Origin of the sequence: Rhodococcoides kyotonense (assembly GCF_001645385.1) — a bacterium.
In the GTDB taxonomy this organism is placed as follows: Bacteria; Actinomycetota; Actinomycetes; order Mycobacteriales; family Mycobacteriaceae; genus Rhodococcoides; species Rhodococcoides kyotonensis_B.
The window spans coordinates 103,552-118,710 of record NZ_LVHI01000003.1 but is presented as its reverse complement, the minus strand read 5'-3'; the positions used below and the strand labels follow the sequence as shown (position 1 = coordinate 118,710).

Here is a 15,159-nt window from a genome sequence, read left to right as displayed (position 1 = left end):
GCACATGGGAAAACTGATCGTCATCGAGGGAGTCGACGGCGCGGGCAAGAACACGCTCGCCCGTCGGCTCGTCTCGGCGTGGGCGCGCGACGACCTCGACGTGATCCGCATCGGGTTTCCGCGCTACGACTACTCCATCCACGCGGACCTGGCTGCGGAAGCGTTGCGGGGTCGGCACGGCGATACCGCACAGAGCGTGCATGCGATGGCCCTGCTGTTCGCTCTCGACCGGAAGTATGCAGCGAAGGATCTGCGAAAAGCGTTGTCACGCAACGATATCGTGCTGCTCGATCGGTACGTCGCGTCCAATGCCGCATACACGGCCGCGAGGTTGTCGGAGAGCGCCGACGGTGACGCGGTCGAGTGGATTCGTGCGCTCGAATTCGATCGCTTCGGCTTGCCGGTTCCCGACGTGCAGATTCTGCTCGACGTCCCCGTCGAGTTGGCGGCCGAACGTGCGGCGTCACGCGAGAGCGAGGACATCTCGCGCACGCGCGATGCCTACGAACGAGACGGATCTCTGCAGAGCCGGACGTCGGCGGTGTACGGCGGGCTCGCCGCATCGAACTGGGCGTCCCGGTGGGAGGTCGTCGGGCCCGACGTCGATCCGGATCGACTCGCCGCCGACGTGTTCAATGAGCCACCTGACAGCGGGAAAGTGACAACATAGGACCATGAAGCCTCGGATTCTTGTAGTCGACGACGATTCGGCTCTCGCCGAAATGCTGACCATCGTCCTTCGCGGCGAGGGTTTCGAACCGTTCGTGGTCGGTGACGGCACGCAAGCGCTGTCCGCAGTCCGGGAGAACCGGCCCGATCTGGTTCTGCTCGATCTGATGCTTCCCGGGATGAACGGGATCGACGTGTGCCGCGTGCTGCGCGCCGACTCGGGTGTACCGATCGTGATGCTGACGGCGAAGACCGACACCGTCGACGTCGTCCTCGGACTCGAATCGGGTGCCGACGACTACATCATGAAGCCGTTCAAGCCGAAGGAGCTCGTCGCTCGCGTTCGCGCACGCCTGCGTCGTACCGAGGACGAGCCTGCCGAGCTGCTGTCCATCGCGGACATCGTCATCGACGTCCCCGCGCACAAGGTGAGCCGTGGTGAAGAACTGGTGTCGCTGACACCGCTCGAGTTCGACCTCCTGGTGGCACTTGCGCGCAAGCCGCGCCAGGTGTTCACTCGCGAAGTGTTGCTCGAACAGGTGTGGGGTTACCGTCACGCAGCCGATACCCGGCTGGTCAACGTGCACGTTCAGCGTCTGCGCGCCAAGGTCGAGAAGGATCCGGAGAACCCCGAGGTTGTGCTGACCGTGAGAGGGGTCGGCTACAAGGCCGGACCGCCGTGATCTGGTTCTCTCACTCGCGGCGACGAATCAACGGAACGTTCTCGCCGCTCCTGCGTTGGTTTCGCTCGGTGAGCACCTCGCTCGGTCACGTCTGGCGCAGATCGCTGCAGCTACGTGTGGTCGTGTCGACACTGACGCTGTCCCTGGTCGTCATCACCATCCTCGGAATGGTGCTGACCAGCCAGATCACCGATCGTCTGCTGGAAGCCAAGATCACTGCGGCCACCGAGGAGCTCGATCGGAGCCGCATGACCGTCGAAGGATCGTTGGCGGGCGCCGACGACTCGACGGGTCTCGATCTGCGCCTCGAACGTGCGCGCGCTCAGCTGACGAGTAGAGACATCGATGCAGGTCAGGCGTCGGGATCGGCGGGAACGTTCGACCCGGTCCTCGTCGTCGAAGGCGACAGCGTGCGCGCCGACGCGTCCGTCGGACCCGCGGATCAGATTCCGCAGAGCCTGCGCAACTTCGTCACGAGCGGCCAGATCAGCTATCAGTTCGCGACGGTCACCGACCCCGAGCAGGGTGGATATTCCGGCCCGGCGCTCATCCTCGGGACTCCCACGGCGTCCGACATCTCCACACTGGAGCTCTACCTCGTGTTTCCACTCGGCAGCGAGGAACGCACGTTGTCGCTCGTGCGTGGCACGCTGCTGATCGGCGCCGTCGTTCTGTTGGTTCTGCTCGCCGCGATCGCGATGCTCGTCGCGCGGCAGGTGGTCATTCCCATTCGGTCGGCGTCGCGCATCGCAGTGCGCTTCGCGGACGGCAGGCTGAAGGAACGAATGCCGGTGCGCGGCGAGGACGACATGGCGCGGCTCGCGATGTCGTTCAACGAGATGGCGGAGAGTCTGTCCAAGCAGATCACCCAACTCGAAGAGTTCGGTAATCTGCAGCGCCGCTTCACATCCGACGTCAGTCACGAGCTGCGCACACCGCTGACGACGGTGCGCATGGCCGCCGACCTCATCCACGACGGCAGCGCCGACATGGATCCGGCGCTGAGGAGGTCGTCGGAACTTCTCGTCAACGAACTCGATCGGTTCGAGACACTGCTCGGCGACTTGCTCGAGATCAGCCGTCACGACGCCGGTGTCGCCGAGCTCGCCGCCGAACAACTCGACCTCAGGATGTGTGCGAGGGCCGCGGTGTCGACCGTTCGCCATCTGGCGAAGGAGAGCGGAACCGAGTTGATCGTCGACATGCCGGACGAGGCCGTCATCGCCGAGGTCGACCCGAGGCGTGTGGAGCGCATTTTGCGCAATCTGCTGGCGAACGCAGTGGACCACGGCGAGGGAAAGCCGGTTCTGTTGCGGCTGCGAGCCAATTCGGACGCTGCCGCATTCGTCGTTCGTGATCAGGGCATCGGGCTCAGGCCGGGCGAGGAGAAGCTGGTCTTCAACCGGTTCTGGCGTTCGGACCCGTCGCGCGTGCGTCGTTCGGGAGGCACCGGTCTCGGTCTCGCCATCAGTGTCGAGGACGCCCGGTTGCACGATGGCAAGCTGGAGGCATGGGGCGCGCTCGGCGAAGGAGCATGCTTCCGGCTGACCTTGCCGCTCGTCCGAGGACACAAGGTCATCGGGAGCCCGCTCCCGCTCAAACCGAGCACGAAGCCGTACAGCCAGGGACAGCCGCTGCCGCAGGAACAGATCACCCGCGCAGTGGCAGTCCCCAAGGTGGACAGTGCGACGAAAGCGTTGACCGTGCCCCGCGCGTCGGACTCCTCGCCCGATGCGCACGGCAACGAAGGAGATGCGTGAACCGTCGTGGAATAGCACCGGTCATGGTGCTGTGCAGCGTCCTTGCCCTCGTCGTCGGATGCGCGAGTCTTCCCGAATCGTCCACTCCGCAGGCGATCGGGTCGCTCAGCGCGGCCGGTGCCGAGACGACGACGCCACCGCCTCCTGCCGCAGGCCGGGAACCGGACCGTCTCGTACGTGACTTCATCGCTGCGAGTGCAAGTTCCGCGAACCGACATCAGGCGGCGCGCCAATTCCTGACCTCGAATGCGTCGAACGGTTGGGACGACGGCGCGAAAACCGTTGTCGCGGACAAGATCGACCTCCTCTACGGTCCTCGTACCGACGACGAAGCCGAGTACACGCTTCGGTCGAACACGGTCGGTCTGTTGGCTCCAGGCGGTGATTATCAAGCCGGCGCGGGGACGGTCGACTCGACGATCAAGATGGTCAAGGTCGACGGCGAGTGGCGCATCGACGAGCTGCCACCCGGTGTGCTCATCGACAGGTCCCAGTTCTTCAGTGCGTACCAACGGAAGTCGCTGTACTTCGTCGATCCGCTCGGCTCGGAGCTGGTTCCCGACGTGCGATGGCTGACCGGGTCGTCCGATCAGACGGCCAATCAGCTCGTGCAGCTGTTGATCGACGGGCCCAAGTCGACGCTGGAGCCTGCCGTGTCCAACGAGCTGGCCGACGAGGTCGGCGTGCGCGGCCCGATCACCAAGGCCGACGGTCGAACCGGCCAGGTCGGCGTCGGATCCGGCGGTGTGCGTATCGATTTCGGCGGTCTTCAGGCGATGGACGCGAAGAACCGCGAACTGCTTGCCGCACAGGTCATCTGGACTCTCGCCTCGGCCGAGATCTCCGGTCCGTACGTGCTGCTGGCGGACGGTCAGCCGCTCGACAATTCCAAGCCCGACGGGTGGACGACCCTCGACGTCGCCGATTTCGATCCGCTCGGTGCGCCCGAGGACGAGGTCGGACTGCACGCCGTCGTCGGTGGGCGACTGGTGTCGGTGGAAGACACCGGAACGACGCCCGTGCCAGGCTATTTCGGATCGGTGGTGAATCTGCGGACGGTCGCCTTGTCCACCGACGGGACGTTGGTCGCGGGTGTCGCCGACACCGGGCGCCCGGCGCCGGAGCCTTCGTCGGCCTTGATGATCGGTGGGTACGACAGTGGCGCGTTCCCCGTGGCGGAGGGGCAGTCGATCACACGACCGACGTGGGGTGCCGACAACAACGCCGTGTGGGCTGTCATCGACGGGACGAATGTCATTCGCGCAGCTCGTGATCCGGCCACCGGGCAGGTATCTGTCGTTCCGGTGGACGCGGGAGCGGTCACCGCGCTCGGCTCCCGCATCACGGATCTGAGACTGTCGCGTGACGGCGTCCGCGCCGCGATGATCGTCGACGGGTTGGTGTACGTCGCGACCGTCGTCCGGCAGGAGAACGGTCTGTACTCCCTGACGTCACCGCGCGCCGTGGCCAACGGTCTCGGCAGCGACGCACTCGCTCTCGACTGGAGCACCGGCGACGCGATCGTCATCGTGCGCATCGCGACGGACGTCCCCGTCGTGCAGGTGACGACCGACGGATCCAGACTCGACGCCCTGCCGAGCCGCAACCTCACGGCACCGGTGCTGTCGGTCGACGCGTCGCCGTCGAACGAGTTCGTCGCGGACTCTCGTGCGGTGTTCGAGCTGGACAACAACGACCCGGCGGGAGATCGGTACTGGCGTGAAGTCTCCGGTCTCGCCGGCGTGAAGGCGACGCCGATCCTTCCTGGCTGACCCGATCCTGTCGGACCCGGCGGTCATACTCCGCGGCCATGCGAACTCTTCTGGATCTGGTGTTGCCGAACGAGTGCGGAGGCTGTGACGTCGCTGGTGAGGCGTGGTGCGCTCGGTGTGAAGGCGCGGTGACGCGTCCGCCTGTCTCGGTACGGCCGCGTGTCGACGTCGGAGTGCCGTGCTGGGCGCTCGGCCCGTATGCGGGCCCGTTTCGCGGTGCCGTTCTGGCGTTGAAGGAACGCAATCGGCACGACCTCGCACAGCCACTGGGGCGGGCGACGGCACGCGCGGTGTCCCATCTGCGGATGCTAGGTGAGTTGGACCCGCCCGAGTTCGCGGCGCTTGCACTCGTGCCCGCCCCGTCGCGGTCGCGGGCCGCGCGAATGCGCGGCGGCGATCACGTCGAGCGGTTCGCACGAGTTGCCGCGACGATGCTGGAACCCGAGCCGGTGTCGGTTCCGCGTACGTTGCGGATGGGCAGGGGAGTGCGCGATTCGGTGGGGCTCGGTGCTGCCGAGAGGCAGGCCAACGTGGCGGGCCGAATCTTGATGGTGCCTCCAGCGTCGACGCGCCGGACGTTCGAGGCCGCGTCGCGTGACGTCACGGTCCTCGTCGTCGACGATGTCCTGACAACTGGTTCGACGGCCGCCGAATCGGTCTGTGTCCTACACGATTTCGGTGTCCGAGTCGACGGTGTGCTGGTGGTGGCCGCGGTGTGACACGGCGCGATAACGCGCGGTTTCGCGACACGCACCGCTACCCAAATTCGGTGAACAGTGGCACACGAGCGGATGACCGACTAGCGTCGTGGACACGCCCTTCGAAGGCGGATGCGACTTCTCTCGTGTGGAGGTGATGCGGCAGAAAATGGTGCCGGTTGGTTCCCCAGTCGGCATGAGCACTTGCCGCGTCGCACCGGCGGCGCGACCGATATCGGGAGGTACGCGTGACGACCCCTTCACAAGCTTCTGTGTTCTTCGACGAGGAGCCTTCGGACGAGTCCAGCACCAACAATGCCGACGTCGTGGTCAAAGGCCGCAACGTCGAGATCCCGGATCACTTCCGGGTCTACGTCTCCGAGAAACTCGCCCGGCTCGAACGCTTCGACCCCTCTATCTACCTGTTCGACGTCGAACTCCAGCACGAACGTAACCGCCGCCAACGTAAGGCCTGTCAGCGCGTGGAAATCACCGCGAAGGGCAAGGGGCCGGTAGTCCGTGCAGAAGCCTGTGCCGACAGTTTCTATGCCGCACTGGAATCGGTGACGTCCAAACTCGAAAGTCGCCTGCGCCGGACCAAGGACCGTCGCAAAGTTCACTACGGTGAGAAGACTCCGGTCTCGGTTGCCGAGGCCACCGCAGAACTCGCCGAGGACGACTCACTGGCGATCGATCCGAACATTCCCCTCGATTCGTTCGAGGACGAGCCGAGCGGTCCCGGTCAGATCGTCAGGACCAAGGTGCACTCCGCCGCCCCCATGTCCGTCGACGACGCTCTCTACGAAATGGAATTGGTGGGTCACGACTTCTTCCTGTTCCACGACAGTGCCACCGACCGACCGTCGGTCGTGTACCGCAGGCATGCGTTCGATTACGGATTGATCAGGCTGACCTGAGGTTCGTAACCACTGCTCACAACGGGTCCGACCTGGGAGAAATCCCAGGTCGGACCCGTTTCGTCCCGGTGGGTCTTCTACGCTCACCGCGGCAGCGCCTACCATGGACGCGTCGGGTCGCGGTCGACTCGCGCTGTCGGCGTGAGTACGGTCGTGCTCCCGACGCCTGTGACGCCCTGACAACCGATATCCGTTAACCGAGGATCGAGGACGAGAAAGCCCGTGCCTTCGCTGTCGTTTTCCAAGCTGCTCCGTGTTGGTGAAGGTCGCATGGTCAAGCGACTCAAGAACATCGCTGATCACGTGTCCACCCTGTCCCCGGACGTCGAGGGCTTGTCCGACGACGAACTGCGCGCCAAGACCGACGAGTTCAAGAAGCGGTACGCGGGCGGCGAGTCGCTCGACGAGCTGCTCCCCGAGGCCTTCGCCGTCGCGCGTGAGGCGTCGTGGCGCGTGCTGTCGCAGCGGCACTTCGACGTACAGGTCATGGGCGGTGCAGCGCTGCACTTCGGCAACGTCGCGGAAATGAAGACCGGTGAGGGAAAGACACTCACCTGTGTCCTGCCGGCCTACCTCAACGCACTCGCCGGTGACGGCGTACACGTCGTCACGGTCAACGACTACCTCGCCAAGCGTGACTCCGAGTGGATGGGACGCGTCCACCGGTTCCTCGGCCTGCAGACCGACGTGATTCTGTCCGGAATGACCCCGGCCGAGCGTCGCACCGCCTACGCCGCGGACATCACGTACGGAACGAACAACGAGTTCGGCTTCGACTACCTGCGCGACAACATGACGCACTCGCTCGACGACCTGGTGCAGCGCGGTCACAACTTCGCCATCGTCGACGAGGTCGACTCGATCCTCATCGACGAGGCGCGCACGCCGCTCATCATCTCGGGCCCGGCCGACGCGTCGTCGAAGTGGTACAGCGAGTTCGCGCGTATCGCGCCGCTGCTGAAGAAGGACGTCCACTACGAGGTGGACATCAAGAAGCGCACGGTCGGTGTGCACGAGTCGGGCGTGGAGCTCGTCGAGGACCAGCTCGGCATCGACAACCTCTACGAGGCCGCCAATTCTCCGCTCGTCAGCTACCTGAACAACGCCATCAAGGCGAAGGAGCTGTACACGAAGGACAAGGACTACATCGTCCGCGACGGCGAGGTCATCATCGTCGACGAGTTCACCGGTCGTATTCTCGTCGGTCGCCGCTACAACGAGGGCATGCACCAGGCCATCGAGGCCAAGGAGAAGGTGGAGATCAAGGCCGAGAACCAGACTCTCGCCACGATCACACTGCAGAACTACTTCCGTCTGTACGACAAGCTCTCGGGAATGACCGGTACGGCACAGACCGAAGCCGCCGAGCTGCACCAGACCTACGGACTGGGCGTCATCCCGATTCCGACCAACCGGCCCATGGTTCGTGTCGACAACGGTGACCTCATCTACAAGACCGAGGAAGCGAAGTTCGACGCGGTCGTGTCCGACGTCGTCGAGCGTCACGAGAAGGGCCAGCCGGTCCTGATCGGTACGACGAGCGTCGAGCGTTCGGAGTATCTGTCGAAGCAGTTCACCAAGCGCGGCGTCGTGCACAGCGTTCTGAACGCGAAGTTCCACGAGCAGGAAGCGACCATCGTCGCCGAGGCCGGTCGTCTCGGGGCAGTGACCGTGGCCACCAACATGGCAGGCCGCGGTACGGACGTCGTGCTCGGTGGAAACCCCGACATCATCACCGACATCCAACTGCGTAAGCAGGGCCTCGACCCGGTGGAGAACCCGGAGGAGTACCAGGCCGCGTGGGATGCCGCGCTGGAGAACGTGAAGACGCAGGTCAAGGAAGACGCCGAAACCGTTCGCGAGGCAGGCGGCCTCTACGTGCTCGGCACCGAGCGGCACGACTCGCGCCGCATCGACAATCAGCTCCGCGGTCGTTCCGGTCGTCAGGGAGACCCGGGCGAGTCCCGCTTCTACCTGTCGCTCGGCGACGAGTTGATGCGACGGTTCAACGGTGCTGCGCTCGAGTCGATCATGACGCGACTCAACCTGCCCGACGACGTCCCGATCGAGGCCAAGATGGTCTCCAAGGCCATCAAGAGCGCGCAGACCCAGGTCGAGCAGCAGAACTTCGAGATCCGCAAGAACGTCCTCAAGTACGACGAGGTCATGAACCAGCAGCGCACCGTCATCTACGACGAGCGCCGCCGCATCCTCGAAGGTGCGGACATGGAGGGCCAGGTCGAAGGCATGATCACCGACGTGATCACGGCCTACGTGAACGGCGCCACCGCCGAGGGGTACGTCGAGGACTGGGATCTCGAACAGCTGTGGACGGCGTTGAAGACGCTGTACCCGGTCGGCGTCGACCACAAGGAACTGACGCACGAGAACGAATTCGGCGAGAAGAGCGACCTGACTCGCGAGGAGCTGCTCGACGCGTTGCTCACCGACGCCCGCGCTGCGTACACCAAGCGTGAGGCCGAGATCGAGGAGATCGCGGGCGAGAACGGGATGCGCGAGCTCGAGCGCCGCGTCCTGCTGTCGGTCCTGGACCGTAAGTGGCGCGAGCACCTCTACGAGATGGATTACCTCAAGGAGGGCATCGGACTCCGCGCGATGGCTCAGCGCGATCCGCTCGTCGAGTACCAGCGCGAGGGCTACGACATGTTCCAGGGCATGTTGGAGGGACTGAAGGAGGAGTCGGTCGGCTTCCTGTTCAACCTGCAGGTGGAAGCCACTCCTGCCCCGGCGGGACCGCCCGCGAGCGCTGGGCTCGCAGTGGCGCCCGGCCTGGCGTCGCCGATCGGGTCCGGCGCGCAGCAACAGCCCACCGCCCAGCAGCCTGCCGTCACCACCCGTAAGGCGGAGGCGCCGAAGCCGTTGCCGACGCAGGAGCGGGCTGCGCAGCCTGCGGGCGCGCCCGCGCCGACCGCGCTACGTGCGAAGGGGCTGGAGGATCGGCCCTCGGGAGGGTTGACCTACACCGGTCCGGACGAGGGCGGCGGCACAGAGGTGCGTCGGTCGAGCGCGACGGACGGTAACGGGAGTGCTGCACGCGGCGGCAAGGCCGACGAGACGGCGCAAGGTACGCGTCGTGAGCGCCGTGAGGCTGCGCGCGCGCAGGCCAAGACGTCCAAGCCTGCTCGGTCGAAGAAGAAACGCTGACACCTAGCAGACCCGCAACGACGTCACCGTCGGTGTGTCTCCTCGCGGCCCGGATCGAACGTCGATCCGGGCCGCGAGCGCGAATACGCGAGGCCCACGCGCGTACGTCGCGAAGATCTCCACGGAGTTCTCGGACGCCGGACGGGAATGAACGGTCCGGAGCGATGCGATACCGAGACCGTGCCCGGGAGGCCCGTTCCTGACGATCGTTCTTATCGATTCGATGACGGCCGGCGCGAACAGACTGCGCAACTGGTCGGCGGTTCTGCGTCGATCGAGTACCTCCAACAGCAGTCGCAATGCATGATCGACACCTCGGCGGATGTCGTCGGGGACGTCGCGAGCGGGGTTGGGGGCTACCGTCGTGGGTGCGGCCGCGGGATGTGCTCCGAGGCTGCGGGGGAACGGGTGACGTCGCTTCACGGCCGAGCTCGACCGAATGGTGTTGCGCCGCAATTCGACTCGACACGGCGCGGCCGGCGTTGCCGTGCTGCGCTCGACGGCGGGCGGTTCGTACGGCTGCGCCGGGCGCACCAATCTGCTCTGTCGCCTGGCTTCGGTCGCCTCCATACGCCACGTCCTTCGCTCCTACGGTCTTGCCCGTCGAAGATGTATGACGAAACCGATACACGCTCGGTTCCCCACGCCTCACGCGTCGCGCGCATGAATGGCTGTAGCGTTCTGCTTCATCTAAGTTCGAGGGGACGGATCGCAGGCTCGGATCGAGTCGCGTGACGGAGCGAGCAGGAACGGGGAGACCGGGGTACGCGATGGCGACAAGGCTGACCACGCAGGATGCGTCGTTCTATTTTCTCGAAGCGAGCAGTACCCCGATGCATCTCGGATCGCTGGCGGTGTTCCGAACGCCGCGTTCGGGGTTCAGTTACGAGAGCTTGCTGTCGCTCGTCGAGCAGCGGTTGATTCTGGTGCCGCGCTACCGACAGAAGGTGCGCGAAGTGGCATTCGGACTCGCGCGCCCGGTGTGGGTGGACGATCCGGATTTCGACATCACCTATCACATCCGCCGCTCTGCACTGCCCAAACCGGGATCCGACGAACAGCTTCACGACCTGGTCGCACGGCTGACGTCGCGCCCGTTGGATCGGACACGGCCGCTGTGGGAGATGTATCTGGTCGAAGGGTTGTCGAAGAATCGGTTCGCCATCTTCACGAAGTCGCATTCGGCTCTCGTCGACGGCGAGAAGGCGCTCGAGATCGGGCAGGTCATTCTCGACGCGAGCAAGAGTCCGCCCCCGATGGCCGAGGAGCTGTGGATGCCCGCGAGCGAGCCGAAGGAATCGGCGCTCGTGTTGGACGCGATCACCGAGATGATCGTGCGGCCCAGCGAAGGCATCGAGATGATCAAGGGTGTCGCGCGTGGGTTCGCAGGCGTCGCGAGCGAGGCTGTCCAGGCGACGGGCAAGGTCCTGTCGGCCGTGCGTACCGCGGCGCAGGTCGCACCGTCGAGTCCACTGAACGCGCCCATCTCGCGCAACCGTCGCTTCGCCGTCGCCAAGACGGAACTGTCGGACTACCGCAAGATCCACACGAGGTTCGACTGCTCCATCAACGACGTGGTGCTCGCCGTCGTGACCGGCGCATTGCGTAACTGGCTGCTCTCGCGCGGGGAACCGGTCACCGCGTCGTCGACGGTGCGTGCCATGGTCCCGATGTCGGTGTACGTGTCGGCTGCGCGGGCAGCGTACGACGAGTACACCGACGGACCGACCGGTGAACACGAGTCGGACGCCGTGCTGTCCGCTGTGGAATCGCAGCGCAGCGAGGTGTCGTCGTTCCTGGTGGATCTGCCGGTGGGGGAGCCCAACGCCGTCGTCCGGCTGTCGCACATCGCGCATGCGACGGAAGCTCACGAGAAGCAGTCGCCCGGCGTCACGGCTCACACCCTGATGCGCATTTCCGGCTTCGCTCCGGCCAGTCTGCACGCGATGGGTGCACGCGCGGGCAGCAGGTTGTCGCAGCGCTTGTTCAACCTGATCATTACCAATGCGCCGGGACCGCAGTTCCCGCTGTACGTCGGCGGCGCGCGGATGCTCGAAATGTTCCCGGTGTCACCGCTGTTCGAGAATCAGGCGCTGAGCATCGGGCTGACGTCCTACGACGGCAACGTCTTCTACGGGCTGAACGCCGACCGCGGGGCGATGCCCGACGTCGACGTCGTGACGGCTCTGATTCTGGAGTCGCTCGAAGAGTTGATCGATGCAAGCAACGAGTCGAGAGTGTGAGGAAAGAACGCGTGAGGGTGTATGTACCGGCGACGGTCTCGATGTTGAGGACGCTCGTCGCCGACGAGGAGTTCCATCCGGTGAGCCGAACGGCGTTCGCGGTGACTCCGACACTGCGCGAGGCGTATTCGTCGGGTGACGACGAGGAACTGGCCGAGGTCGCCATGAACGAGGCGGCACGGGCGTCGCTGCGCTTGATCGCCGCGTCGCGCGACGACGAGGCCGAGGATGGCGTCGTCGACGGGGGTGTCGTGCACCGCCGAGCCGTCATCGCTGCCGACGTGGACGATCCCACGCTGCGCCCCGATCTGGACGACGCCGTCGTGCGCTTGAAAGAGCCGCTGCGGCTGAACCAGGTCGCGTCGGTGCACATGGATCTCGAGGCCGCAGAGCCCGCCGTCGAGAAGGCAGTCGGAGTGATCGATGCTGCCGACATGGGTGATCCCGACGCGGAGTTCGTGCTCGGAGACGCCGAGGACCACAGCCTGGCGTGGTACGCGACCCAGGAGTTGCCGTTCCTGCTCGAACTGCTGTGACCTCGAACAGCTGTGACACAGTCGTCTACCTCCAGGTAACCTACGGTAGCGTAACCTGTACGACGGCAGGGCGGCGTGCGCGATCTGCCGCATCGTCGCGATCGAGGAGATGAACCCCCGGATGAACCTCAAGAAGTGGCTGGAAGCTCCGGCTGCGGACGTGTCCGCACCGAAGCGGCCGAAGCTGAACATGCTGCGTGGCGCGTTCACCAGGATCACCACCCCGTTGCTTCCCGACGACTACCTGCATTTGGCGAACCCGCTGTGGTCGGCCCGCGAGTTGCGCGGACGCGTCGTCGAGGTCAAGCAGGAAACCGCGACCGCGGTGACGCTCGTGATCCAGCCCGGATGGGGCTTCAACTTCGACTACCAGCCGGGGCAGTACATCGGCATCGGCCTGCATCTCGACGGACGGTGGCACTGGCGTTCGTATTCGCTGACGTCGCCTCCCAACTGGGAAGAGAAGCTGATCTCGATCACGGTCAAGGCGATGCCCGAGGGCTTTCTGTCGAGCCATCTCGTCGGCGGGGTACCGCAGGGGACGATCGTTCGATTGGCCGCTCCCAAGGGCAATTTCGCGCTCCCGACGCCGCCGCCCGAGAAGATCCTGTTTCTCACCGCAGGTAGCGGAATCACCCCGATCATGTCGATGCTGCGGTCGATGGACCGGCACGGCGACATGCCGGACACCGTCCACATCCATTCCGCGCCCACCGAGGACGAGGTCATGTTCGCGAGCGAACTCGCGAGCATCGCCGACGGTCACCCACAGTTCGTCTCGCACGTGCAGTTGACCCGGTCGGACGGCAAGTTCGCCCTGGCGTCGCTCGACGAGTTGTACCCGGATTGGCGTTCGCGCGAGACGTGGGCGTGTGGCCCGTCGGCGCTGCTGGAGGAGATCGAGCGCGTCTGGAAGCAGGAGGGGATCGAGGACAAGCTGCACCTGGAGCGGTTCGAGATCGCCCGCGCCGACACCTCGGGCAAGGGTGGAACCGTCACGTTCTCCAAGTCCGATCGTTCGGCCGAGGTCGACGGTGCCACCACCCTGCTGGAGGCAGGCGAGAAGCTCGGCGTCCAGATGCCGTTCGGCTGCCGCATGGGCATCTGCCAGACCTGTGTGGTTCCGCTGGTCGAGGGACACGTCATCGATCTACGGTCCGGCAAGGAACACGGTGAAGGCGACCGGATCCAGACGTGCATCTCGGCTGCGGCGGGGGACTGCACGCTCGAGCTCTAGCGTGTGACTTCACACACCGACTTCTCAGCATCGTCGGTTAGGCTTGCGGTCGGCGCTTGTCGCGAATCTGTACTTCGGGCACCGCCCATGACTTTCGGAGGACCACGATGGCCATCACGGACATCAAGGAATTCGCCCACCTGACCGAGGAAGATCTCGAAGCCTTCGGTCGCGAACTCGACGCGGTACGCCGTGACATCGAGGACAGCCGGGGTGAGCGGGACGCGTCGTACATTCGGCGGACCATCAAACTGCAGCGCTGCCTCGAGCTCGGCGGGCGAATCGTGTTGTTGGGCAGCAAGTATCGGCCGGCGTGGCTCGTCGGCACGGCGATGCTCAGCGTCGCGAAGATCGTCGAGAACATGGAACTCGGCCACAACGTGATGCACGGGCAGTGGGACTGGATGAACGACCCGGAGATTCATTCGGTGTCGTGGGAGTGGGATCAGACCGGTCCGTCCGAACAGTGGAAGCGTGCGCACAACTACTCGCACCACACGTACACCAACATCGTCGGAATGGACGACGACATCGGCTTCGGCATCCTGCGCATGACGCGCGACGAGGCCTGGCGGCCGATCAACCTTCTGCAGCCGTTCGCCAACATCGTGCTGGCAGCCACCTTCGAGTGGGGCATCGCCATCCACGACTGCAGGCAGCAGAAGGAGATGGACGGCGAAATGGCGCTGCCGTACTGGCAGTCGCCGTCGAACCGAGCGTTCTGGGCGAAGATCATTCGTCAGGTCGGCAAGGATTTCGTGCTGTTTCCCGCTCTGTCGGGGCCCGCGTGGAAGAGCACGCTGACGGCCAACACCACCGCCAACCTCGTGCGCAACCTGTGGGCGTACGCGGTCATCTTCTGCGGTCACTTTCCCGACGGCGCCGAGAAGTTCACGATGGGTCAGTTCGAGTCCGAGACACGCGCCGAGTTCTATCTGCGTCAGATGCTCGGCAGCGCCAACTTCGACGCGGGCAAGATCATGGCGTTCATGAGTGGCAACCTCTGCTACCAGATCGAGCACCACATGTTCCCCGACCTGCCGAGCAATCGCTACGCAGAGATCGCCGAGAAGGTGCACGCGCTGTGCGAGAAGTACGACCTTCCGTACACGACGGGGTCGCTGGGCAAGCAGTACCTTCTCGCGTTGCGCACCATCCACAAGCTGTCGTTGCCGGACTCCTGGCTGCGGGCGACGTCGGACAATGCGCCCGAGACGAGCTCGGAACGGCGCTTCCGCACCGGTGATACTCCTGTCGTCCACGCGCTGACGATCGATCCGCTGACAGGGAAGCGGCGTGGCCTGCGGTCGGCGATCGCCGAGGCGCGTGTGCAGCTGCGGCACGCGAAGAAGGAAGCGAAGCGACAGGCACGCGCTTTGCGTCGTGCGTCCAAGGGTGGGCGGCCGGTGAGCTCACTCACACCTACGGACTCGTAACCTACGGAGCCGTAAGTTACGGTACGGTAGTCGAAAGAAACGT

The 15,159-nt window shown here is 65.0% G+C and carries 12 protein-coding genes; 11 read left to right on the top strand and 1 reads right to left on the bottom strand.

Going from position 1 to position 15,159, the window contains the following annotated elements; all coding sequences use genetic code 11:
• The first annotated feature begins 4 nt into the window (after nucleotides 1-4).
• The 7 genes from A3K89_RS02935 to secA all read left to right on the top strand — a co-directional run bounded on the left by A3K89_RS02935 (nucleotide 5) and on the right by secA (nucleotide 9,664).
• Nucleotides 5-670, top strand: coding sequence for a dTMP kinase (locus tag A3K89_RS02935; protein ID WP_068421515.1), 666 nt, complete (start codon nucleotides 5-7; stop codon nucleotides 668-670).
• Between the two features lie 4 nt (nucleotides 671-674).
• On the top strand, nucleotides 675-1,352 hold the full coding sequence (mtrA, locus tag A3K89_RS02930) for an MtrAB system response regulator MtrA (RefSeq protein WP_068421513.1): 678 nt from the start codon (nucleotides 675-677) through the stop codon (nucleotides 1,350-1,352).
• Nucleotides 1,349-3,112: an MtrAB system histidine kinase MtrB gene (gene mtrB / locus A3K89_RS02925; protein ID WP_068421510.1), complete on the top strand. Its 1,764-nt coding sequence runs from the start codon at nucleotides 1,349-1,351 to the stop codon at nucleotides 3,110-3,112. The genes mtrA and mtrB overlap by 4 nt, the downstream gene beginning before the upstream one ends.
• A gap of 23 nt (nucleotides 3,113-3,135) precedes the next feature.
• Nucleotides 3,136-4,884: an MtrAB system accessory lipoprotein LpqB gene (gene lpqB, locus A3K89_RS02920; RefSeq protein ID WP_068421638.1), complete on the top strand. Its 1,749-nt coding sequence runs from the start codon at nucleotides 3,136-3,138 to the stop codon at nucleotides 4,882-4,884.
• Between the two features lie 38 nt (nucleotides 4,885-4,922).
• Nucleotides 4,923-5,603: a ComF family protein gene (locus A3K89_RS02915; protein ID WP_068421507.1), complete on the top strand. Its 681-nt coding sequence runs from the start codon at nucleotides 4,923-4,925 to the stop codon at nucleotides 5,601-5,603.
• A gap of 227 nt (nucleotides 5,604-5,830) precedes the next feature.
• Entirely contained in the window at nucleotides 5,831-6,499 is a 669-nt protein-coding gene (hpf, locus tag A3K89_RS02910; RefSeq protein WP_068421504.1) for a ribosome hibernation-promoting factor, HPF/YfiA family, read from the top strand.
• Between the two features lie 270 nt (nucleotides 6,500-6,769).
• On the top strand, nucleotides 6,770-9,664 hold the full coding sequence (gene secA / locus A3K89_RS02905) for a preprotein translocase subunit SecA (RefSeq protein ID WP_206030617.1): 2,895 nt from the start codon (nucleotides 6,770-6,772) through the stop codon (nucleotides 9,662-9,664).
• A gap of 3 nt (nucleotides 9,665-9,667) precedes the next feature.
• Here the strand turns inward: secA and A3K89_RS02900 are convergent, their stop codons facing one another.
• A complete protein-coding gene (locus A3K89_RS02900; protein ID WP_068421498.1) occupies nucleotides 9,668-10,234 on the bottom strand; it encodes an Rv3235 family protein in 567 nt (188 codons plus the stop codon).
• Nucleotides 10,235-10,434: 200 nt separating this feature from the next.
• Here A3K89_RS02900 and A3K89_RS02895 point away from each other — a divergent pair, with 200 nt between their 5' ends.
• The 4 genes from A3K89_RS02895 to A3K89_RS02880 all read left to right on the top strand — a co-directional run bounded on the left by A3K89_RS02895 (nucleotide 10,435) and on the right by A3K89_RS02880 (nucleotide 15,116).
• A complete protein-coding gene (locus tag A3K89_RS02895; protein WP_068421495.1) occupies nucleotides 10,435-11,907 on the top strand; it encodes a WS/DGAT/MGAT family O-acyltransferase in 1,473 nt (490 codons plus the stop codon).
• Between the two features lie 11 nt (nucleotides 11,908-11,918).
• The gene (locus A3K89_RS02890; RefSeq protein WP_068421637.1) at nucleotides 11,919-12,443 is read left to right on the top strand and encodes a DUF6912 family protein; all 525 of its coding nucleotides are present in this window, start codon (nucleotides 11,919-11,921) and stop codon (nucleotides 12,441-12,443) included.
• A gap of 121 nt (nucleotides 12,444-12,564) precedes the next feature.
• Nucleotides 12,565-13,680, top strand: coding sequence for a ferredoxin reductase (locus A3K89_RS02885; protein WP_068421492.1), 1,116 nt, complete (start codon nucleotides 12,565-12,567; stop codon nucleotides 13,678-13,680).
• Between the two features lie 107 nt (nucleotides 13,681-13,787).
• Entirely contained in the window at nucleotides 13,788-15,116 is a 1,329-nt protein-coding gene (locus tag A3K89_RS02880) for a fatty acid desaturase family protein (RefSeq protein WP_068421489.1), read from the top strand.
• The last annotated feature ends 43 nt before the right edge of the window (nucleotides 15,117-15,159 follow it).